This is a genomic window from Sphaerisporangium sp. NPDC088356, from assembly GCF_040685555.1.
Classification (GTDB): Bacteria; Actinomycetota; Actinomycetes; order Streptosporangiales; family Streptosporangiaceae; genus Sphaerisporangium.
Window position 1 is genome coordinate 1 of record NZ_JBFBIK010000123.1, and the last position, 21399, is coordinate 21399.

The following is a 21399-nucleotide window of genomic DNA, read 5'->3' on the forward strand; positions in this document are numbered from 1 at the left end:
GTGAGGTGCGGGGCACGAGGTGAAGCCATGGCCGGTGAGCGGTCGCCTCTCGGCGGGTGGCACAACGCGGCTCCAGCCGGACGGTATTCCGCGAAGGCGATAAATGAGGCCCGGGGACACGTTCTCACCGACCATCTTGTGTAACCCGCGTAGGCTCCGGCGCATTCCCCGGGACAGGGACGCATGCCCGGATCAGGGAAAAACCGCCGCACGTCCGGTCCACGGGCCGGCCGAGGCGGTGGCGGGCCCGCCGCGCCCGCGTTCCCCGGGCCGCTCTACATGGATGGGGGATGTGCTCCGCCGGAGGGCGGGTCATGGTCGAACGGAGACGCGAGACCGCGGGGTTCATCCACCTGGCCACGGCCGGACCCTCGTACGGGAAGGGCGGACAGGAAGTCCGGCAGCCGGGTGTCACCGAGGTCGTGTCCGGCCGCCCAGGGACGGGCGGAGCGGTCGCCGGCCTCACCCGCGTCGGACTTCAGGAGGACACGACAATGAAGGCACTCGTTTACCACGGACCTCGCGACGTCAGCGTGGACGACGTACCGGACCCTCGCATCGAGGAACCGCGCGACGTCATAGTCAAGATCATTACCACGAACATCTGCGGGTCGGACCTGCACATGTACGAGGGCCGCACCGACATGGAGTCGGGCAGGATCCTCGGGCACGAGAACTTCGGCGAGGTCATCGAGGCCGGCGAGGCCGTCGAGCGCATCAACGTCGGAGACATCGTCTCGCTTCCGTTCAACGTCGCGTGCGGTTCGTGCAAGAACTGCAACGCCGGGTTCACCAACTACTGCATCAGGGCCAACCCCGACTATCCCAGGCTCTGCGGCGGGGCGTACGGCTTCGCCGACATGGGCCCCTGGGAGGGCGGCCAGGCCGAGTTCCTCCGGGTTCCCTGGGCGGACTTCAACTGCTGCAAGATGCCCGAGGACGGTCGCGAGAAGCAGAACGACTACGTGATGTGCTCCGACATCTTCCCCACCGGGTACCACGCCACCGAGATGGCAGGGCTTCGCCCCGGCGAGTCGGTCGTCATCATGGGCGCCGGCCCCGTCGGGCTCATGGCCGCGCTCTCCTCGGTCGTCAAGAGCGCCAGCCTGATCATGGTGGTGGACCGCCACCCCGACCGGCTGGCCCTGGCCGAGAAGATCGGCGCCATCGCGATCGACGACTCCAAGGTCAACCCGGTCGAGCGGGTGCTGGAGCTCACCGGCGGGGAGGGGGCCGACCGGGGATGCGAGTGCGTGGGCTACCAGGCCCACGATCCTCAGGGCCACGAGCATCCCGACGACACCCTCAACAAGCTGGTGGAGTCGGTGCGGTACACCGGCGGCATCGGAGTCGTGGGCGTCTTCGTCCCGGAGGACCCCGGAGGGGCCGACGATCTCGCCAAGCACGGACGGGTGCCGCTGGAGTACGGTTGGCACTGGTACAAGGGCCAGACGATCGGCAGCGGCCAGTGCCCGGTCAAGCGCTACGACCGCCACCTGCGCAACCTGATCCACACCGGCAAGGTCGAGCCTTCGTACATCCTCTCCCACGAGCTGCCGCTCCGGGAGGCGCCGGACGCCTACGCGCACTTCGACAAGCGCGAGCCCGGCTGGACCAAGGTCACGCTCAAGCCCGGCCTGGGATAACGGGTCACAGCGCCCCTCCGGACACCACATCGTCCGGAGGGGTTCGCGGCCGTTCAGGAAGGGGTGTCCAGCCGGGGCCGGGCGGGCAGCGGGAAGCGGAGCGACGCGGCCACGGTGTGCTCCCTGAGGGCGGTGTCGGCGAGCACGTGCTCCACCGAGCCGCCCTCGCCGATCACGGCGTCCGCCAGCGCGTCGATGACGTCCGGGGTGCGCCGCGTCGCCCGGCCGCACAGCGGGCACGTGTCGCCCGACCTCGCCAGCCAGCCCGACTCGTCGCACACGACCCCGGGGGCCGTCGCCTGGTCCTGGACCAGCAGGGTCTGCACGGCGGCCACGGACCCGGCCCACAGGCAGTCGTCCAGGCCGAGCGCGGCGGGACGGCGCGTCGCCGCCCGCTCCAGCACCTCGCCGACGAGCCGGCGTTCCTCGTCGCGCTCGTATCGCTCGACGATGCGCTCGGCGCTGTGGCGGATGTCGGCGGGCGTGGCCGTCTGGAGGTCCACGGTGAAGGTCCCGGCGAGCTTCGGCCTCAGGTGGTGGGGAAGGAAGTCCACGAAGTTGGGGACCTCTTCCGGGTGCCCGCCGATGATCAGCAGCTCGTGGTCGCCGGCGCGGAACAGCTCGTCCAGCAGCCGCGCGGCGTTGCGGTAGTGCCGTTTGGTCAGATCGTCGGCGCGGTTGCGCACCCGGTGCTCGGTGAGCCCGTACCAGCCGGCGTAGTTCGGCTTGCGCAGGGCCGGGTCCTGGACGCCGCCGAGTCGGCGCATCTCGTCCTGGTACAGCTCCCAGGCCTCGGCCGACCGCCGGTCGACCACCATGACGCAGGCGCGGTGGTACTCGTCCAGCACCGCCAGCATGGGACGTACCCAGGGGGTGGCGTCCACCATGACGCGGTCGCGCACGGCACGCGGAAGGACGAGCTGCTCGAACAGGTCGCCCTCGCTGCACGAGAACACGGCCACCGCGCCGGTCTCCACCCGTTCGAGGCCTTCGAGGTTCTCGATGCGCTCGATGTCACCACGTATCGACAGGCGCGCCCGGCGCCCGAGGGAGTCGTCCTGCTCCAGCGGGCGGATCTCGTGGAGCAGGCTGTTGACCTGGGTCGCGAGGGCGGTGGGGCCGTCCTGCCCCACCCCGGCGTACAAGGAGACCACGGGCACATCGCCCCCGTTGAACCGGAGTATCCGATCGACCGTCTCTGTGGTGATCATGCGTCGCCCCCGTCGCTGGTCCTGTGACCTCAGTATTCGCTATTCACAGCTCCTGCCCCGTGGACGCCCCCCGCGCCCGGAGCGGAGCGCCCGCCTCGTGCATGTGGCGCAGGGCCTGCGCGTAAGAGCTGTACAGGCTGCTCTCCAGATAGGGGATACCCAGCTCCGCGCAGTAGGCCCGGACGATCGGCTGTGCCTTGCGCAGGTTCGGCATCGGCATGCTCGGGAACAGGTGGTGCTCGATCTGGTAGTTGAGCCCGCCGAGGGCGATGTCCACGATCCGGCCGCCCCGCACGTCGCGGGAGGTGAGCACCTGGCGGCGCAGGAAGTCGGGGCGCTCGTCGCCGGTGAGCATCGGCATGCCCTTGTGGTTGGGAGCGAACGTGGAGCCCAGGTAGATGCCGAAGATCGCCTGGTGCACGGCGACGAACAGCAGCCCCTTGCCGAACGGCAGCACCGTGAAGACCGCCGCGAAGTACGCCACGAAGTGGAGGACGAGCAGCGTGGCCTCCACGCCCCGGTGCTTGAGCGATGACCGCCCGAGCGCACGGAAGCTGGCCACGTGGAGGTTCAGGCCCTCCAGGGTCAGCAGGGGGAAGAACAGGAACGCCTGCCAGCGGCCGATGTACCTGGCGACGCCCCGGCTGACGGCGGCCTGCCGCTGCGACCAGACCAGGACGTTGGCGGAGACGTCGGGGTCGTGGTCCTCGTGGTTGGGGTTGGCGTGGTGCCTGGTGTGCTTGTCCATCCACCAGCCGTAGCTCATGCCGACGCCGAGGTTGCCCGCCACCCAGCCCGCGAGCTCGCTGGTGCGCCTGGAGCGGAAGACCTGCCGGTGGGCCAGGTCGTGGGCGACCAGCGCCACCTGGGCGAAGACCAGCGCGAGGAACGCCCCGACCAGGAGCTGGTACCAGGAGTCGCCCACCATGAAGAACGCGACCCAGCCGGCCACGAACAGGCCTCCGACGACGCCGAGCCGCAACGCGTAGTAGGCGGGGCGCCTGTCCAGCAGCCCTGCCTCGGTGATCCGGCGGGACAGCCGGGCGAAGTCACTGCCGCGCGTCTCCCGGTCCGGGGCTTCGATCGTGGATGAGCTGGTCACAGGTCTCCTCACGTGGTGGCGGATCGCGTGACCGGCGCCAACCCCGTGGAGCGACGCGTAGCGTTTGAGATGGGTTGGAGGCGGCCCGTCCAAGACTGTCGGGATCGCCGTGTTCCGCGATATCCAGGCACCACGCCGGTGCACGGTAGTGCTAGCCCCACCATGAGGTCCGGCACGAGCCGCACCGTATCGGTACGGCCGTGGACGCCGGGGTGATGCGCGCGGACGGGTACGAGCCACGTCGGCACCCACGGGGGACGTGCCGCCTTCGTACATCCGCTTCCCGGGGTAGCCGGGCCCGCCGATGGTTGACAGCAAAACCTATTTTTCCTACCTTTTAACTAGGTTTGTGCGCCTGGCCATCCCGCCGAGCCCGTCCCGGGCCGGCACACCGAGCAGGAGGATCCCCCGATGAGCAGGCCGCGCAAGCAGGTTCACCTGGCGGCGCACTTTCCCGGCGTCAACAACACCACCGTCTGGGCCGATCCCCGGTCCGGGAGCCAGATCGACTTCGCCTCGTTCCGTCACCTCGCCGCGACGGCCGAGCGCGGGAAGTTCGACTTCTTGTCGGCATGGGCGCCGCGTTCTCACGGGCCCGGGTCAGCGCCGGACGGCGGCTCCCACCCCAGGTCCAGCCTCCCAAGGGGCCGTGCGTATTCCTCAAACAACCGGAAAAGGTTGCGTCCATCGCGGTCGCCCCGCCCCCGGGAGTGCGGCCACGCCCCATGCCGCCCGGCACGCGTCGCATATCCTCTGGGGCACGTCACATTTCGCCCGGCGAGTGGCATGGGCGGGTCCTGTGGAGCAGGATGACCTGATCCGTCCTGGCCCGGTGCGCCATTCGCCACTCCGGGTAGTTGTGACGGCCCGAGTCCCGGCATCGACCAGATCCGTTACCGCGAGGAGACCCCGTTGAGCACCGCACCGAGGACAGACAACCTCGATCTCGCCACGACCGCCCGGGAGATCGCGGACAGCGCGCCCGCCGGATCACTGAGCCACGCCGCCGCCACGTCGGTGGCCATCACCTGCGCCACCACCCGGGACATCTCCGAGGCCCGGGCCGCGCTGGACGGCGTCACCCCGGACGACGTCCGCGACGCCGCGCTCGAACTCTTCATCCGCCTGGCCGCCGCGGCCGAGTAGGCTCCGCTCCGGGCCCCGCGACCAGGGTCTGGACGAGGTCGCCGGCGAACCTGGCCGAGTCGACCGCGGTGATCACCCGGGTGCCGGGCGCCCGGTCGTACGGCGAGGGCGGGGGCGGGCCCTCGGCGGTACGCGACGGCCGGGCCCGCCACTGGTGCCCCTCGCGGACGACGCCGACCGGTCCGAGGACGGCGGCGGTCGCGAGGCCGGGGTCGAGCAGGATCCCCGCCGCCAGCGGATCGTGCAGCGGGATGACCCGCCGGCCCCACTCCTTCTCGTAGAAGTCCAGGTAGGAGTCGAGGATCTCGGTGGCGAACCGCGCGATCGGGGTGCAGGCCGCGCGCAGGGCCGCGATGGCCGGTTCCTCAAGGATCGTCGAGGCGGTGACGTTCACCCCGACCATGACCAGCTCGTTCCGCGGTGCGGAGACGACCGTCCGGGCCGCCTCCGGGTCGTTGGCGATGTTGACGTCCAGCATCGGCGCGCCGCAGGGGAGGGTGTACGGCCCGGAGCCGCCCATCAGCACGACCGAACGATACTTTGTAAAGAGCGCCGGGTCGGTACGCAGCGCCAGGGCCAGGTTGGTCAGCGGTCCGAGCGTCAGCAGGTCGAGATCGCCCGGCCGCTCGTTCGCCAGCCGTACCAGCAGCTCGGCGGCGGTCCCGGCGGCGACGGCCGGCATCGGGCGGTCGTAGCCGCGATCACCGAGGCCGTCCTCGCCGTGGGCGTGGCGGGTGACGCGCCCGGTGCCGGACAGCGGCCCGGCCGCACCGCGCGCGATGGGCACGGGGAGCCCGAGCAGCCGGGTGACGTACCCGATGTTGCGGACCGCGTCCTGCTCGGCGCAGTTGCCGAACACCGAGGTCACGGCGGCGATCTCCGCGTGCGGGCGCCCGGCGAGGTAGAGCAGCGCGAGGGCGTCGTCGATCCCGGTGTCGGTGTCGACGACGACGCGGTGGGCCGTGCTCATCGCGCGATTCGCTCCGCTTCGCCGAAGCCGGAACCGAGGGCGGAACCGGAGCCGGTTCCGGCGGCGGGAACGGCGGCGGGAACGGTCGCGGTGGCGCCGGGCGCCGGGCCGGACGCGGTCGCGAAGTGGTCCGACACGCGCGCGGCGTCGAAGGCGCCGCGCTCGGTCACGATCTTGGTCACCAGGTGCGGCGGCGTGGCGTCGAAGGCCGGGTAGTAGCCCCGCGTGCCCTCGGCGGCGGTGCGCCTGCCGAGCACGTGCAGGACCTCCTCGCCGTCGCGCCGCTCGATCTCGACGTCCCCGATCCCGGGGGAGTGCGGGTCGGGGGCGTGGGACAGCACGTAGAACGGCACGCCGAACGCCTGCGCGGCGAGTGCCACCGCCAGAGTCCCCACCTTGTTCACCACGTGGCCGTCCAAGGTCACGCGGTCGGAGGCGACCAGCGCGACGTCGGCCAGCCCGTCCGCCAGCGCGGACGGCACCATGCCGTCGGTGATCACGGTGGGCCGGTAGCCCATCTCCACCAGCGTGGCGGCGGTGAGCCTCGCCCCCTGGAGGTAGGGCCGGGTCTCGGTGCAGACGAATTCGAGCCGCTTGCCCATCTCCTCGGCGGCCTGAACGGCGCCGATCAGGTAGGCGTCGCCCCAGCAGTGGGTGAGCACGCGCGCGCCGTCCTCCAGCAACTCCGCGGCGTGCCGGCCGATGGCCCGGATCCCCGCGCGGTAGCGCTCGTCGTGCCCGGCCGCCGCCTTCTCCACGGCGGCGGCCAGCTCGTCCCCCGACGCTCCGGCGAGCGGGCCGTCCACGGTCTCGGCGAGGATCGCGCGCACGGCGTCGCGGATGTGGTTGTTGGTGGGCCGGGTGGCGATCAGCCTGCGGCCGGCGGCGCGCAGCCGGTCGGCGGCGGCTCCGGGGGCCGCGTCCCTCGCCTCCCGGGCGGCGAGGATCATGCCGGCGGTCGTGGCGAAGTGGGGCCCGCAGCTCTGCGTGACCATCCGCTCGATGGCCACCGCGACGTCCTCCATGGTGGCGCAGTGCACCCATCGGCGTTCGAACGGGTAGACGCGGCGGTCGAGGATGTCCACCCCGTCGCCGGTAGTCCGCACCGAGTCCGCCAGTACCGGTACGTTCCTGATGTCACTCACCGGGCCATCCCTTCCGCCTGCACCGTGCCGGGTTCCGGCGCGTTCCCGCCGGGCGTCACGGTGGCGACGGCGTCCCGTCCGCGCCCCGCGCTCACCCCCTCACTGAACAGCGTCACGCGGCCGGGAGGCAACCAGTCGGCCTCCAACCCCAGGTTCCTGGTAGTGCGGTGCGCGTCTCACAGCAAGAACGGGCCGGTTCGGCGGGCGATCGGCTTGGCAACCCCAGATCGGACGCGAAAGCACCCGGGCACTCGACGGCGTAACGGAACAGTTGACTTAACCGGCGGACGGTGTTTGTGAGATTGTTCTTGTGCGGCCGATGACGAGGTCGGCCGTGCGCCGTGAGTGGATGGCGCGAAATTGCCTAGTTTCCCTACCAAGTTCGTGGGTATACTGAGCCGCGCAGAGGAGGCGACATGAGCCCGGATCGGAACCCCCCCTCGTGGCCGCGCGCCGAGAGCCCCTTCACCGCGGCGATCATGGCGGGGCGCTGGATCCGGTCGGCGGCGGTCGACGACGAGCGCGGGCGCCACTGGCACGCCAACCCCGATCCCCGGCGCCAGTCGGCCAGGTCCGGCCATCCCGGCTCGCTGTACGCCGGGGCGGCCGGCATCGTGCTGTTCTTCCTGGAGCTGGCCGCGGCGACCGGGCACGAGGCCTACCTGGAGGACGCCAGGCAGGGCGCGCGCTACCTGGCCGCCACCATGAGGGACGAGGCGGGCCTCTCCCTCTACCACGGCCTCACCGGCATGGTCTTCGCGCTGGCGGAGGCGGGGTGGGCGACCGGTGATGAGAGTTTCGAGGTCGCGGCCAGAGAAGGGGCCGACCGCGTCGTCCGGAGCCTTCGCAGGGCCGGCGGCGGCGCGGGCTGGACGGGCGACCCCGCCCAGCGCGGCGACGGCGGCATCATCCTCGGCCTGCTGCACGCCTCGGGCATCCTCAAAGTCTCGGCGTACGAGGAGGTCGCCGTGGAGGCCGGGACGCGCGTCGCGGGCCAGGTGGTCCCCGGCCACAGGTTCGGCGAGGACGGATGCCCCGACCTCCCTGTGGACGCCGTCACGCCGGGCTTCCTGTCCGGCACGGCCGGCACCGCCTTCCTGCTCGCCCGGCTGTACGGCGTGACGCGGGACAGGCGGTTCCTCGACGCGGCACGCAGGGGAGCCGACTTCGTGCGCACCGTCAGCACCGTGAGCGACAAGAACGTCCTGGTGCCCCACCACGTACCGCAGGGCCGCGGCCTGCACTACCTCGGCCTGTGCTCGGGGTCCGCAGGGGTGGCCCGCATGTTCTACGAGCTCTACCGCGTCACGGGCGACCAGGGCGACCTCGACTGGGTGCGCGGGCTCGCCGCCGGCATCATGTGCAGCGGCGTCCCGCGCCGCCAGACCGCCGGGTTCTGGAACGTGGCCTGCCAGTGCTGTGGCTCTGCCGGCCTGCTGGACACGTTCGTCGGACTGTGGGCCGTGACCGGGGAGGTGTCCTACCTGGACTTCGCCCGTACCCTCGCCGACAACCTGATCGGCCGCGCGACCGGGCACGACGACGCCGGCTACCGGTGGTACCAGGCCTACCGGCGGCTGCGGCCGTGGGAGGTGACCGCCGACACCGGTTACATGATCGGCGCGGCGGGCATCGGCTCCGCGCTGCTGCACCTGGACGCGGCAGGGGTGACCGGCGAACCCCGCAGGCTCATCCTGCTGCCCGACAACCCGTTCCCCGCCATCCCGGTGCCGGCTTCGGCGCTGCGCCGCTCGCCCTGACCCCGCCCCCGCCGTCAGGCGTCTGAGGCCTCGGTGCCGCGGCCGGGCCTGTGGGCCCCGCCGTGGTCGCCTCCGATGTCCCCGGCGGGCGGCTCGGCGTGGGGCATCCGGAGCACGAAGCGCGCGCCCCGCCGGCTCGGCTCGATCGTGAGGGTCCCGCCGCCGGTCTCCGCGATCTGCCGGGCGATGGGCAGGCCGAGCCCGGTGCCGCCCGCGTCCTTGTTGCGTGACGCGTCCAGCCGGGTGAACCGCTGGAAGACCACTCCACGCTTTCCCGGCTCGATGCCGGCTCCGTCGTCCTGCACCTCCAGGACCGCCACGCCGGGCGCCGGGCGCGCGTCGTCCTCCCGGTCGCCGGGCTCCCGGCGCACCGACACGGTGACGGACGAATCGGCGTGCCGCTCGGCGTTGTCCATCAGGTTGGTCAGCAGCCGGGTGAGCCGCAGGCGGTCGCCGGTCACGGTGACGCCGGGCTCGATCTCTCGCTTGATCTTCTTGGTCGAGTGGCGCCGGTCCAGCTCGGAGTCGACCAGCGCGGACAGGTCCACCGTCTCGCGTGCGCCCGGCGCGCCGGCGTCCAGCCGCGCGACCATCAGCAGGTCGGACACGATCGCCTGCAGCCGGTTGAGGCTGCTGAGCAGGGAGCCGCCCAGCACGGTGACGTTGGTCACCTCGGGGGCCATCAGCGCGTCCTCCACCTCGGCGCGCATGGCGGTGATCGGGCTGCGCAGGTCGTGGGAGGCGTCCGAGGCGAACTGGCGCTGCCGCTCCATCGCGTCCTGCAGCCGGTCGAGCGTGTGGTTCACGCTCTCGGCCATGTCGTGGATCTCGTCCTTGCCGGACGGGACCGGTACGCGCCGGCCCGGGCAGGTGGCGTTGATCTCGTCCAGCTCGGACCTGATGGCGTCCACCGGCGTCAGCGATCCTCTGACGATGCGGTAGCTCCCGTAGGTGACCGCGGCGGTGAGGAAGACGGCGCCGCCGAACAGCACCAGCGCCAGCTTGGGATGGACCAGGTAGGGAACGACCGGTGAGGCGCTGTAGACGATATGAAGCTGCCCGTCGCGGTAGGCACTCTGGGCGACCACGATGTCGCACTCGTCACGCGGGAAGACACGGTCGCAGACCACCGACGTCTTGGCGTTCCTGCTGTCGGTGGGTCGGAAGCTCGCCATCGGGGGCTTTCCCCGGAACCCGGGGGTGGAGGCGACCACCTTGCCCCGGGGGTCGACGATCTGGATGTTCTGAATCAGGCCGTGGGGGAGCGGGTTGAGGGGGGTGCCCCGCTCGACCACGGAGGCGACGCGGCCGCCGGCCGCGGTGATCTCGTTGGTGAGGTACTCGGTGGCGAGCCGGTTGATGGCCACCATGAGGACGGTGGCGAGCAGCGTCGACAGCAGGGCCGCCACCACGCCGGCGAACAGCGTGAGCCGAGCCCTGACCGACAGACGGCGCCATAGACCCACCGTTTCGCCCCCCGAGACCAGTCGACCACATGGGCCGGCGGGTCTCGCGGCGGGGGGCGGGGGAGGAGCGCTCAGTCGGCGGGGCGCGCGGTGCCCGCGTCGCCGTTCTGTCCTGTCAGAGTGCGCACCGTCTCGGTGAGATGGGCCACCTGCATCTCCAGGTTGTGGACCCGGGCCTCCAGTTCGACGGAGCTGGGGGGCTGGTATGCGGCGATCTGCCTGGGCATCGGCGACCGGTCCCTTCGGTGTTGGTCAGTGCGCGGGCATGAGGGACGCGGGGGGTATCCGTCGCGATCCCAGCCTCCTATCTCTGCCCACACAGCTGCCTGGCAAGCACAAACGGCTCTATCAGGCTACGTGACTTTGCGATGATCTACCTTGGGCCGCGCCGTGCCGCGTCAGGAAGCGCGCCGAGTCGCGTCAGGTGGACCGCTCGGGCGTCACTCTCGCGAGCGGGCGGGATAGGCGTGGGTCTCGGTGGCCCTGATGGCGGCCCAGACCTTCTGGCCCAGGGAAAGACCGAGGTCGGCGACCGCCGCGGCGGTCAGGTCGGCGGAGGCGGTGATCGGGCCGTCGAGGTGGACGCGGATGCGGTCGCCGTGCCGTTCGATCCCCTCGACGGTGCCCTGCCACATGTTCCGGGGCGAGCCCTCCGGCCGGGCCGGGTGGAGCGTGACCGCCGACGGCGGGAAGGCGACGAACACCGGGCCGTTCAGATCCTCGGTCACGTTCAGCGTGAGCCCCCGGCCGTTGAAGCCGTCCGGCGGGAGCCCGTCGATCGACACGTCGTGCCCCCGGGCCTCGCCCCGGTAGAGGTTCAGCCCGACGAGGCGGGCGACGTGGTCGGTGCGCGGGTGGCGGGCCACCTCCGAGGGCGTGCCCTCCTGGACCAGGTGGCCGTCCTCGATGACGATGAGCCGGTCGGCCAGCGCCATGGCGTCCACCGGGTCGTGGGTGACCAGGATACACGCGCCGGTGAAGCCCGACAGATGGTCGCGGAGCCGGGCCCGTACGGGAAGGCGCGTGTCCGGGTCGAGGGCGGCGAGCGGCTCGTCCAGGAGCAGCACGCGGGGCCGTACGGCGAGGGAGCGGGCCAGCGCCACCCGCTGGGCCTGGCCGGCGGACAGGTCCCCGGGCATGTCCCGGAGGTGGTCGCCGAGGCCGACGTGCCGCAGCCAGGCGGTCGCCGCGCGACGGGCCTCCGCCCTGGTCGCCCCGCGGCACCGGGGCCCGAAGGCCACGTTCCGCAGCGCGCTCATGTGGGGGAACAGCAGCGGGTCCTGGCAGACCATCCCGAAGGGCCGTTGCTCGGACGGGCGGGCGTGCACCGCCGCTCCGTCCAGCAGGATGTGCCCGCCGGACGGCCGGGCGAGGCCCGCCAGGACCCTCAGAGCGGTGGTCTTGCCGGCGCCGGCCGGCCCGAGCAGGGCGACGACCTCGCCCGGGACGACGCGGATCTTGAGGTCGAGCCGGAAGCGGGGGCGCTCGACGAGCAGGTGGGCGTCCATCATGCGACGTTCACCCAGCGTCCGCGCAGGCAGGCGAGGACGGCGACGCACACCAGGAGCAGCACCAGGCTGAGCGCGACGGCCGCCTCCGGGTCGCTCTCCAGAGCGAGGTAGACGGCCAGGGGCATGGTCTGCGTCCGCCCGGGGAAGTTCCCCGCGAAGGTGACCGTCGCGCCGAACTCGCCGAGCGCGCGGGCCCAGCACAGCACGGCTCCGGCGGCCACTCCCGGAGCCACCAGGGGCAGTGTCACCCGGCGGAAGACCGTCCAGCGCGAGGCGCCGAGGATGGCGGCGGCCTCCTCGATGCGCGTGTCGGTGGTCCTGAGCGAGCCCTCCACGCAGATGACGAGGAAGGGCATCGCCACGAAGGCCTCCGCGATCACGACCGCCGCGCTGGTGGAGGGGAGCGTGACGCCCAGGGTGGACAGCCAGGGGCCGGCCAGGCCGCCCGGGCCAAGTGCCAGCAGCAGGGCCACGCCGCCAACGACGGGCGGCAGGACGAGCGGCACCGTGACGAGGGCTCTGACGACGCGCCTGCCGCGGAACGCCACGCGGGCGAGCATCCAGGCCAGCGGGACCCCGGCCAGCAGGCAGGCGGCGGTGGCGGCCGTGGAGGTCACCAGCGACAGCCGGAGAGCCTCCAGCGTGCGCGGCGCGGTCAGGCGGGCGGCGAGCGTCCCCCAGGGCGCCCGGACCAGCAGCCCGGCGAGTGGGAGCACCAGGAACGCGAGCCCGATCGCCGCGGGCACCATCAGGATCACGGGAACGCCGCCCGCTCCGTCATGCAGAGCGCTGTGGCCGGTGTCCCGCGATCTTCGTCGCGTGGCTGTGAATACCCTCATGCCGCTTTCCTCCCCTGGTTGCCGGTTCGGAACTCCCACGCGGCGTGGCGACGGGCGGGGAGGGGACGTTTATCTTCGCCTCAGATGTGTAGATGAGGGGGCGAATCGAAAGGAGCGGGCCCATGAACTCCGTGACCTCAGCCGGTCAACAAGCGCGGGGAGCCGCGCGGCAAGCGACCAACAGCCGGACGTTCGAACGGCTGACGCGGTTCGGAATGGCATGCCGGGGTGTGCTCTACGCTCTGATCGGCATCCTGGCCTTGCAGATCGCCTTCGGGGGCGGAGGGAAAGAGGCGGACAAGACCGGCGCCGTGCGCACGGTCGCCGAGCAGCCGTTCGGCACCGTCCTGCTCTGGCTGCTCGCCATCGGTTTCGTCGCCCTCGCGCTGTGGCAGGCCTCAGAGGCGCTGATGGGAGGCCTCAAGGCCAAGGACCGCGTCGAGGCCGTGGCCCACACCGTGGTCTACGCCCTGGCAGTCGGCACCATCCTCAGCTTCCTGCTGCACGGGACCACCGGCAAGTCGACCGACGCGCAGTCCAAGGACCTGACCGCCACCGTGATGGGCTGGCCCGGCGGCCAGCTCATCGTGGGAGCCGTCGGCCTCGGCGTCATAGCGCTTGGGCTGTACTGGATCTACCAGGGCGTGAAGAAGAAGTTCTGCGAGAACCTGCGCACCGGAGAGATGTCCCCGAAGACCCGGAGCGTCGTCGAGAAGCTCGGCATGGTGGGGTACTGCGCGCGCGGCGTCATCGCGGCGGCGGCGGGCGTCTTCCTCATGACCGCGGCGATCAACTATGACCCCAAGGACGCCAAGGGGATCGACTCCACGCTGCGGTCGCTCGCCGACACACCGCTCGGGCCGTGGCTGCTCGTCGTGGTCGCGCTCGGCCTGGTCGTGTTCGCCGTCTACTGCTTCTGCGAGTCCCGCTGGCGCAGGACCTGACGCCTTCCCGATCGCACGCCACGACGGACCCGGCCGGCTTCCCGCCCGGGTCCGTTCCCGTTGTCGCCAGATGCCGTCTCCGGTGCCGTACGCCGGAGATCCCTAGTGGCTGTTCAGGGGGTCCATCTGACGTTCGGGTTGAGATGGCCGGTCCAGTCGAAGACGGCCATGTTGTCCCAGCCGTCGCCGCTGCCGTTGATGTTGGCGGGGTCCCAGCCGTTGCCGGGCACCGCGTACCAGGTGGGTTCCCAGTAGAAGACGCCGATGGCTCCCGCGCCGCGGGCGGTGTTCTGCACCGCGGCGAACTCCGCGCCTTGCCCCTGCCAGGTGAGGGCGTATCCCGAGCACCCGGACGTGATCGAGTTGCTGGTGGAGTCCGCGTTGGCGGAGGTGAACGGGTACGCCGTTTCGGCGACGACGACCGGCTTGCCGTAGCGGGACCGCATGTCCGAGATGACGCTGGACAGGTTGGACAGCGTGCCGTGCCACATGCAGTAGTACGACAGGCCGGTGACATCCCAGGAGACGCCCTTGGCCCTGATGCCGTCGTAGAACCAGCGGGCGTTGGCGTCGCTGTCCGCGTCGGCGGTGTGGATGATCACCTGTGTGCCGTTGTCGCACGCCTTGGTCGCGTTGTACCCGGCCTTGAGCAGAAGGCTCAGGTTGGTGAAGTCGTCGTTGACGACCTTGCCGTCGTTCCACAGCATGCCGACGTTGATCTCGTTGCCGATCTGCACGCTGTCGGGCGTGGTGCCCTGCGCCTTGAGGCTGAAGCATACGTCGTAGGTGTAGTTGTAGACGTCGGTCTGCAACTGGCCGATGCCGTGGCTGGACCAGGCGGCCGGCTTGTACTGCTTGCCGGGGTCCGCCCAGGTGTCGGAGTAGTGGAAGTCGACCAGCAGCTTCAGGCCCTTGGCCTTGACCGTCCTGGCGTACGCCAGCACCTTGGCCCGGTTGTTGTATCCACTGGCCGGATTGTTCCAGACGCGCAGGCGGACGTAGTTGACGCCGACGCTCTTGAGGATGTCCAGCGGGTCCCTCTGGTTGCCGCTCGCGTCGTAGTACTTGGCGCCCAGGTCCAGAGCACGTTGCACCGTGGAGACGTCGGCGCCCAGCATGCTCAGGGAGCCGGCGGACGCGGCGTGCGCCGGCTGCCCGGCGGGCAGAGCCGCAGCGGCGCACAGGAGCAGCGCCGCCAAGATCTTCTTCATGGTTCCTCCGGTCAGGAGAGGAGTTGTGGACGGCCCCCGGTTTCCCTCGGCACCGCGCGTGGTCGGGCTTCGCGCGGGGCGAGGGCGTCTATGTGCGGATGATGGTGACCCCTCCGGCGGGCACCGTCGCCGACCCGGCGTAGCGGGCTCCGTCGAGCACTCCCGTGCCGGTCACCCCGTCGGCCGTCGCCGGCTCGTCCGCATGGTTGATGAGGAAGAGGTGGTCGCCCCGCCGTACGACCTCCAGGGTGTCGGGGAGGTCGCGTGGCCGGGGCACGCCCGCGCGGTCGAGAGCCAGGGCGAGGAGCCCGCGCAGCCCGGGGGCGTGCTCGGCGCCGTCGCCGCGCGGGTCGAGGGCGGTGGCGACGTACCACGCGGTGCCCGCGCCCAGGTCGTGCCGGGTGACCGCGGGGTGTCCCGCGTCGGGCCCGTCGGCGAAGTCGTACAGGGCCCGTGCCCCCGCCAGGCGTACGCGCTCGGACCAGATGCGGCCGGTGGGCCCCGGCCGGGCATCCGTATCGGGTGTCCCTGGCGACGGGCGGAAGGTGACCGTCTCGTGCTCGCGCAGCGGGTGGAACTCCTCGACCGACACGCCGAGCACCTCCCGAAGCGCTCCGGGGTACGGACCGGCGTGGATGGTGTCGTTCTCGTCAACGATGCCGGAGAAGTACGACACGAGCAGTTGGCCGCCGGCCTCGACGTAGCGGTGCAGGTTCTTGGCCGGCGCCTCGCCGAGCAGATAGGAGCTGGGCAGGACGACCAGCTTGTACGGGGACAGGTCGGCCGAGGGATGGACGAAGTCGACGGTCACGTGCTCGCGCCACAACGCCTCGTAGAAGGCTTCCATCCGCTCCAGGAACCGCAGGTCGATCGAGGGGCGCCACTCCAGTTCGAGTGCCCAGTAGGACTCCCAGTCCCATACGACGGCCACGTCGGCCTCGACCCGCGAGCCGCGGACCGGCGCCAGCTTGCGCAGGTCGGCGCCCAGTTCCACCACGTCCCGCCAGATCCGGGAGTCGGCGCCGGCGTGCGGGAGCATGGCCGAGTGGAACTTCTCGGCGCCGTAGCGCGAGGCGCGCCACTGGAAGAAGAGCACCGAGTCGGACCCGCGTGCCACATGGGCGAGGCTGTTGCGGCGCATCTCTCCCGGCCGCTTGGCGAGGTTGCGCGGCTGCCAGTTGACCGCGCCGGTGGAGTGCTCGATCAGCATCCAGGGGCGGCCCCCGGCGACCGAGCGGGTCAGATCGGCGGCCATCGCCAGCCCGATGTGCGGGTCGGCCCGCTCGGAGTCGAGGTAGTGGTCATTGGCGGCCACGTCGACCTCCGCCGCCCAGCGCCAGTAGTCCATCGGCTTGCAGTTGGGGATCATGAAGTTCGTGGTGACGGGCAGGTCGCTGTACCGCCGGATCACCTCGCGCTCTCCGCGGAAGCAGGTGAGGTGCGCGTCGACGGAGAAGCGCATGAAGTCGAGCTGAAGCCCGTTGAGGAGACCGGCCGGCGCCATCACGGGCGGCTCGACCTCGTCGAACGAGCCGTAGGTCAGCCCCCAGAAGGTGGTGCCCCAGGTGGCGTTGAGCGCGCCTATCGTGCCGTACTTGTGCCTCAGCCACGCGCGGAACGCCGCGGCCGATGCCGGGCAGTAGCAGTGCGCGTTGGCCCAGCCGTACTCGTTGTGTACGTGCCACATGGCCAGGGCGGGGTGCCGGCCGTACCGGGCGGCCAGAGCCGTGACGACCCGCTCCGAGGCCACGGCGTAGTCGGGTGAACTCGGGCAGAAGCTGTGCCGCGAACCCCCACCGAGCACGCGGCCCTCCCGGTCCACCAGCCGGCTGCCCGGGTAGCGGCGCCGGAACCACGCGGGCGGTGAGGAGGTGGGGGTGGCCAGGCCGACGTACACTCCGGCCGAGTGGAGCAGGTCGAGGATCCGGTCCAGCCGCGCGAAGTCGTACTCGCCCTCCTCCGGCTCGATCAGTCCCCAGTTGAAGACGCCCGCGGTGACCAGGTTCACCCCGGCCTCGCGCATCAGGCGGACGTCCTCCCGCCACACCTCCTCCGGCCACTGCTCGGGGTTGTAGTCCCCGCCGTACGCGAGGCCCTCGGGCAGGACGGGGTATCCGGGCACATCTCCCCCTCAGCAACTCTTCTGTGAACGTGCACAGTAATGCACAACCGGTCATCCGAGAAGGTGTCGAATGTCTTCCCTGCTGGATGCCGCACGTTAACAACCACGTAACGGTCATTGACGCCGTTGAGCGCATCTCCCACTCTGTGAACGTTCCCAGAGACTCGCAACCGCTGGCGTCCCCTCGCCATCCGCCTGGAGGAACACATGCGCACGAATCGGCTAGCAGCGACGGCGGTGGCGATCCTCGCCACCGCACTCCTCGCGGCGTGCTCGGGCGGCTCCGGCGAGCCGTCCTCGCCGGCCGCCGGCAAGAGCGTGGCGCCCGCCGGCCCGGTCAGGCTGACCTACTGGACCTGGGTACCGAGCATGGACAAGATCGTCGCGGGGTGGAACCGGGCCCATCCCGGCATCCAGGTGACGGTGAGCAAGCAGGCGGGGGGCGACGACGCGGCGGCCAAGTTCCTGACCGCCGCCAAGGCGGGCAACCCCCCGGACCTGGTCCAGGCCGAGTACCAGATGCTGCCCTCGTTCGTCGCCGCCGACGCCGTGGCCGATATCAAGGCGGAGACCGCACAGGTCAAGGGCGAATTCGGCGACGGGATCTGGGGCCTGGTCACCCTCGGCACTGACGCCGTCTACGCGGTCCCCCGAGGACAGCGGGCCCATGATGCTCTATTACCGGCGGGACCTGTTCGAGAAGTACGGCATCGAGGTCCCGAAGACCTGGGACGAGTACGCCCAGGCCGCCCGTACCGTGCGCAAGAAGGACCCCAAGGCGTTCCTCGGCACGTTCTCCAGCAAGGACCCGGGCTGGTTCACCGGGCTCGCCCAGCAGGCGGGGGCCCAGTGGTGGTCGATCAGCGGCGACGCCTGGAAGGTCGCCATCGACGACGCGGCCACCGAGAAGGTCGCCGGCTACTGGGGCGGCCTGGTGAAGGAGGGCGTCATCGACACGATGCCGTACTTCACCCCGGAGTGGAACAAGGCGCTCAACGACGGCACGCTGCTCACCTGGCCGTCGGCCGTGTGGGGGCCGGGCGTGCTGTCCAGCAACGCGCCGAAGGGCAAGGGCAAGTGGGCCGTCGCCCCGCTGCCGCAGTGGAACGCCGGTGAGAATCACAGCGGGTTCTGGGGCGGCTCCTCCACCGCCGTCGCCGCGAATTCGCCCGACAGGGCCGCCGCCGCCCAGTTCGCCGCCTGGCTGAACACCGACCCCCAGGCCCTCAAGGCGCTGATCGACCAAGGCGCGATCTATCCCGCCTCCACCAAGGGCTCCTCGCTGCTCACCACCACGCCCGACTACTTCTCCAACCAGCCGGACTTCTGGCGGCAGGCGGCCGCGATCGGCGCCACCGCCCGCGGCTTCACCTTCGGCCCGGACGTCAACGTGACGTACAACGCCTACAAGGACGCGTTCGACAGGGCCGTCGCCGCCAGGGCCGACTTCCCGGCCGCGGTCCGGACGATGCAGGACGTCACGGTCGCGGACATGCGCAGGTCCGGCTTCACCCTGGCCCAGTGACCATGGCCGAGCGATGAAGATCTACCGCGACGCGTTCGTCACCGGCGACCTGTACTCCGCCGCGGCGACATCCATGGTCGTCGCCGCCATCTCCCTCGTCCTGTCATTCGGTTTCCTGCGCGTGGTGAAGAACCGCGCCTTCGGGGATACGTGAGCGCCGTGACCGTCCTGACCAGGCCCGCCGGCCACGCCCGTCCCGCGACGCGCCGGCCGTCCGGGATCGCGCTGGCCGCTGTGCTCGTCCTCGGCGCGGTCTACACCCTGTTCCCGGTCGGCTGGGTGGTCGTCGCGGCCACCAAGTCCAAGGCCGAACTGTTCTCCACTTCGACTTTCGCACCCGGCACCGGCCTGCTGTCCAACCTCACCGACCTGTTCGCCTACCGTGACGGCGTCTTCTGGCTCTGGCTGCTCAACACGGTCCTGTACGCCGGAGGCGGCGCCGTGCTGTCGACCGCGGTGTCCACGATCTCGGGGTACACCCTGGCCACGTACGCTTTCCCCGGCAGGGATCTCATCTTCAACCTGCTCATCGGCGGCATCCTGGTGCCGTCCGTCGTGCTGGCGATCCCGCAGTACCTCCTGTTCTCCAAGATCGGCCTGGCCGGCACCTACTGGTCGGTGCTGCTTCCCCAGATCCTTCATCCGTACGGCATCTACCTGGCCAGGGTCTACACGCAGGCCGCGATCCCCGCCTCGCTGCTTGAGGCTGGCCGGTTGGACGGCGCGGGCGAGTGGCGCCTCTTCCGCCAGGTGGCCCTGCCGATGCTGACCCCGGGAATGGTGACGATCTTCCTGTTCCAGTTCGTCGCGATCTGGAACAACTTCCTGCTGCCGTTCATCATGCTGGGCGACGATCACAAGTTCCCCCTGACGATCGGCCTCTACACGCTGCTGGCCGCGGGGGCCAACCAGCCCTCGCTGTACAACCTGATCATCACGGGCACGATGCTGTCGCTCGTCCCGCTGATCGTGCTGTTCCTGACCATGCAGCGCCACTGGCGTACCGACCTGTCCAGCGGGGCCGTGAAAAGCTAGACCAGGGCAGGGCCACGACGAGGGAACAATAGGGGCATGGCGAAGCGTCCGACCATCCACGATGTGGCGGCGGCGGCGGGTGTGTCCCGGGGGACGGTCTCCCGGGTGCTCAACGGCGACCGTTACGTCAGCACGGCCGCCCACGCCTCCGTGCGCCGCGCGATCGCCGAGATCGGATACATCGTCAACCGCAACGCCCGCAGCCTGGTGACGCAGCGGACCGGGTCGGTCGTGATGGTGCTGTCGGAACCACACGAGAAACTGTTCGAGGACCCCAACTACAGCGTGACCATCCGCACGGCGGTACGGCGTCTCGCGGACCGGGACATCTCACTGGTCATGATGGTGGCCGGGGACGACGGCGACCGCGACCGGGTGGTCCGCTACGTGCGCGGCGGCCACGCCGACGGCGTGTTCCTGCTGTCCACGCACGCCGGCGACCGCATGATCGACGCCCTGGTGGACCTCGCGGTCCCCACCGTCGCGCTGGGCGCGGTCATCGGCAGGGAGAAGGTGATCCCCTACGCCGCTGCCGACGACCGCGAAGGGGCCAGGCAGATGACCCGCCATCTGATCGAACGCGGCCGCAGGAAGATCGCCACCATCACCGGCCCGATGGACACCCCCGGCGGCATCCAGCGCCTGGAAGGATTCGCCGACGTGCTGGGCCGCAAGGCGTCCAAGAAGCTCGTCGAGCACGGCGACTGGACCCAGGCCGGCGGGGAGAACGCCATGGCCCGGCTGCTCCAGCGCGTGCCCGATCTCGACGCCGTTTTCGTGGCCTCGGACCTGATGGCCGCGGGCGCCCTGGCCGCGCTGCGTGCCGCGGGACGACGGGTGCCCGACGACGTCGCGGTGGGCGGATTCGACGATTCCTCGGTGGCCGCCTCCACCCATCCTCCGCTGACCACCGTCCGCCAGCCGCTCGCGCAGGTGGCCGAGGAGACCGTGCGGCTGCTGCTCGCGCTCATCGACGGGGCCGAGCACGTCGGCCCGGTGGTCCTGCCCACCCGCCTGATCACCCGGGAATCCACCTGACCTCGCCGGCCGCGTGGCGGCCACATCTGTCATACGAGCTCTCATCGGTCAGATCGCCGAATCGTCATGTGGGCTGAATGTTTCAGGGCGACCTCAGGTGCGGGACACTAGACGTTGCGCCGGTACTGGCCCCCGGCCTCGAAAAGCGCCTCGGTGATCTGGCCCAGGGAGCAGACGCGGGCGGCGTCCATCAGGGCGGCGAAGGCGTTCAGGTCGGACATCGCGGTCTCCCTGAGCCGCCGCAGCGCCTCGGGCGCCTCGGCCGCGTGCTCCCGCTGGAACTCACGCAGCCGGGCGAGCTGACTCCGCTTCTCCTCCTCGGTGCCCCTGGCCAGCTCCAGCGTGCCGTGCTCGGTCGCCCCCTCGGGGTTGCGGAAGGTGTTGACCCCGATGATCGGCAGTGACCCGTCGTGCTTGCGGGTCTCGTACAGCATCGACTCGTCCTGGATACGGCCCCGCTGGTAGCCGGTCTCCATCGCGCCGAGCACGCCGCCGCGGTCCGACAGCCGCTCGAACTCAGAAAGAACGGCCTCCTCGACCAGGTCCGTGAGGTCGTCGACGATGAACGACCCCTGCAACGGGTTCTCGTTCACGGCCAGGCCCCACTCGCGGTTGATGATCATCTGAATCGCCATGGCCCGGCGTACCGACTCCGGGCAGCGGCGACGCGCCACGGCCCGTGCCGAACTCGACGCGCCCGTTGCTGAGGATGTCCAGGGTGGCGACCC

General features: G+C 70.9%; 19 protein-coding genes and 1 pseudogene. 9 read left to right on the top strand and 11 right to left on the bottom strand.

The window, feature by feature from the left end; all coding sequences use genetic code 11:
- The first annotated feature begins 314 nt into the window (after positions 1 to 314).
- Positions 315 to 1646, top strand: a complete 1332-nt coding sequence (locus tag AB0O34_RS30685; RefSeq protein ID WP_363921358.1) for a glutathione-independent formaldehyde dehydrogenase — start codon at positions 315 to 317, stop codon at positions 1644 to 1646.
- Positions 1647 to 1699: 53 nt separating this feature from the next.
- Here AB0O34_RS30685 and AB0O34_RS30690 read toward each other — a convergent pair whose 3' ends face one another.
- A complete protein-coding gene (locus AB0O34_RS30690) occupies positions 1700 to 2857 on the bottom strand; it encodes a hypothetical protein (protein ID WP_363921360.1) in 1158 nt (385 codons plus the stop codon).
- 43 nt (positions 2858 to 2900) lie between these two features.
- Positions 2901 to 3866 (bottom strand): acyl-CoA desaturase, encoded by a 966-nt coding sequence (locus AB0O34_RS30695; RefSeq protein ID WP_363921391.1) that lies wholly within the window; start codon positions 3864 to 3866, stop codon positions 2901 to 2903.
- Between the two features lie 1005 nt (positions 3867 to 4871).
- Here AB0O34_RS30695 and AB0O34_RS30700 point away from each other — a divergent pair.
- A complete protein-coding gene (locus AB0O34_RS30700; protein WP_363921361.1) occupies positions 4872 to 5105 on the top strand; it encodes a hypothetical protein in 234 nt (77 codons plus the stop codon).
- Here the strand turns inward: AB0O34_RS30700 and AB0O34_RS30705 are convergent.
- Both AB0O34_RS30705 and AB0O34_RS30710 read right to left on the bottom strand, forming a co-directional pair.
- Positions 5077 to 6075, bottom strand: coding sequence for a nucleoside hydrolase (locus AB0O34_RS30705; protein WP_363921363.1), 999 nt, complete (start codon positions 6073 to 6075; stop codon positions 5077 to 5079). The two genes, AB0O34_RS30700 and AB0O34_RS30705, sit on opposite strands and share 29 nt — an antisense overlap.
- On the bottom strand, positions 6072 to 7220 hold the full coding sequence (locus AB0O34_RS30710; protein WP_363921365.1) for a hypothetical protein: 1149 nt from the start codon (positions 7218 to 7220) through the stop codon (positions 6072 to 6074). The genes AB0O34_RS30705 and AB0O34_RS30710 overlap by 4 nt, the downstream gene beginning before the upstream one ends.
- A gap of 416 nt (positions 7221 to 7636) precedes the next feature.
- Between AB0O34_RS30710 and AB0O34_RS30715 the strand changes: the two genes are divergently transcribed.
- Entirely contained in the window at positions 7637 to 8980 is a 1344-nt protein-coding gene (locus AB0O34_RS30715) for a lanthionine synthetase LanC family protein (RefSeq protein WP_363921367.1), read from the top strand.
- Between the two features lie 14 nt (positions 8981 to 8994).
- Here the strand turns inward: AB0O34_RS30715 and AB0O34_RS30720 are convergent, their stop codons facing one another.
- The 4 genes from AB0O34_RS30720 to AB0O34_RS30735 form a co-directional block, all read right to left on the bottom strand.
- Positions 8995 to 10446 carry a HAMP domain-containing sensor histidine kinase gene (locus tag AB0O34_RS30720; RefSeq protein ID WP_363921369.1) on the bottom strand — a complete coding sequence of 484 codons (1452 nt, stop codon included), beginning with the start codon at positions 10444 to 10446 and terminating at the stop codon, positions 8995 to 8997.
- Positions 10447 to 10517: 71 nt separating this feature from the next.
- Positions 10518 to 10673, bottom strand: a complete 156-nt coding sequence (locus AB0O34_RS30725) for a hypothetical protein (protein WP_363921371.1) — start codon at positions 10671 to 10673, stop codon at positions 10518 to 10520.
- 213 nt (positions 10674 to 10886) lie between these two features.
- A complete protein-coding gene (locus AB0O34_RS30730) occupies positions 10887 to 11957 on the bottom strand; it encodes an ABC transporter ATP-binding protein (RefSeq protein WP_363921373.1) in 1071 nt (356 codons plus the stop codon).
- A complete protein-coding gene (locus AB0O34_RS30735; RefSeq protein ID WP_363921393.1) occupies positions 11954 to 12706 on the bottom strand; it encodes an ABC transporter permease in 753 nt (250 codons plus the stop codon). Before AB0O34_RS30735 ends, AB0O34_RS30730 begins: the two co-directional genes overlap by 4 nt.
- A 212-nt stretch (positions 12707 to 12918) precedes the next feature.
- On the opposite strand from AB0O34_RS30735, the gene AB0O34_RS30740 reads away from it, so the two are divergent.
- Entirely contained in the window at positions 12919 to 13740 is an 822-nt protein-coding gene (locus tag AB0O34_RS30740; protein ID WP_363921375.1) for a DUF1206 domain-containing protein, read from the top strand.
- 113 nt (positions 13741 to 13853) lie between these two features.
- Here the strand turns inward: AB0O34_RS30740 and AB0O34_RS30745 are convergent, their stop codons facing one another.
- Together AB0O34_RS30745 and AB0O34_RS30750 are read right to left on the bottom strand one after the other, a co-directional pair.
- Complete coding sequence (locus tag AB0O34_RS30745; RefSeq protein ID WP_363921377.1) at positions 13854 to 14951, bottom strand: glycosyl hydrolase 53 family protein; 1098 nt, start codon at positions 14949 to 14951, stop codon at positions 13854 to 13856.
- Positions 14952 to 15039: 88 nt separating this feature from the next.
- Positions 15040 to 17073, bottom strand: coding sequence for a beta-galactosidase (locus AB0O34_RS30750; protein ID WP_363921379.1), 2034 nt, complete (start codon positions 17071 to 17073; stop codon positions 15040 to 15042).
- A 369-nt stretch (positions 17074 to 17442) separates the two neighbouring features.
- On the opposite strand from AB0O34_RS30750, the pseudogene AB0O34_RS30755 reads away from it, so the two are divergent.
- From AB0O34_RS30755 to AB0O34_RS30775, 5 genes and pseudogenes are all read left to right on the top strand, one after another.
- Positions 17443 to 17643 (top strand): annotated as a pseudogene (locus AB0O34_RS30755) (extracellular solute-binding protein); the annotation flags it as partial.
- A 97-nt stretch (positions 17644 to 17740) separates the two neighbouring features.
- A complete protein-coding gene (locus AB0O34_RS30760) occupies positions 17741 to 18598 on the top strand; it encodes an extracellular solute-binding protein (protein WP_363921381.1) in 858 nt (285 codons plus the stop codon).
- A gap of 13 nt (positions 18599 to 18611) precedes the next feature.
- Complete coding sequence (locus tag AB0O34_RS30765; protein ID WP_363921383.1) at positions 18612 to 18752, top strand: hypothetical protein; 141 nt, start codon at positions 18612 to 18614, stop codon at positions 18750 to 18752.
- Positions 18749 to 19633: a carbohydrate ABC transporter permease gene (locus AB0O34_RS30770; protein ID WP_363921385.1), complete on the top strand. Its 885-nt coding sequence runs from the start codon at positions 18749 to 18751 to the stop codon at positions 19631 to 19633. Before AB0O34_RS30765 ends, AB0O34_RS30770 begins: the two co-directional genes overlap by 4 nt.
- A gap of 36 nt (positions 19634 to 19669) precedes the next feature.
- Complete coding sequence (locus tag AB0O34_RS30775; RefSeq protein ID WP_363921387.1) at positions 19670 to 20671, top strand: LacI family DNA-binding transcriptional regulator; 1002 nt, start codon at positions 19670 to 19672, stop codon at positions 20669 to 20671.
- A 107-nt stretch (positions 20672 to 20778) separates the two neighbouring features.
- Here AB0O34_RS30775 and AB0O34_RS30780 read toward each other — a convergent pair.
- A partial coding sequence (locus AB0O34_RS30780) for a methylmalonyl-CoA mutase family protein (RefSeq protein WP_363921389.1) occupies positions 20779 to 21399 on the bottom strand: 621 nt, incomplete at its 5' end.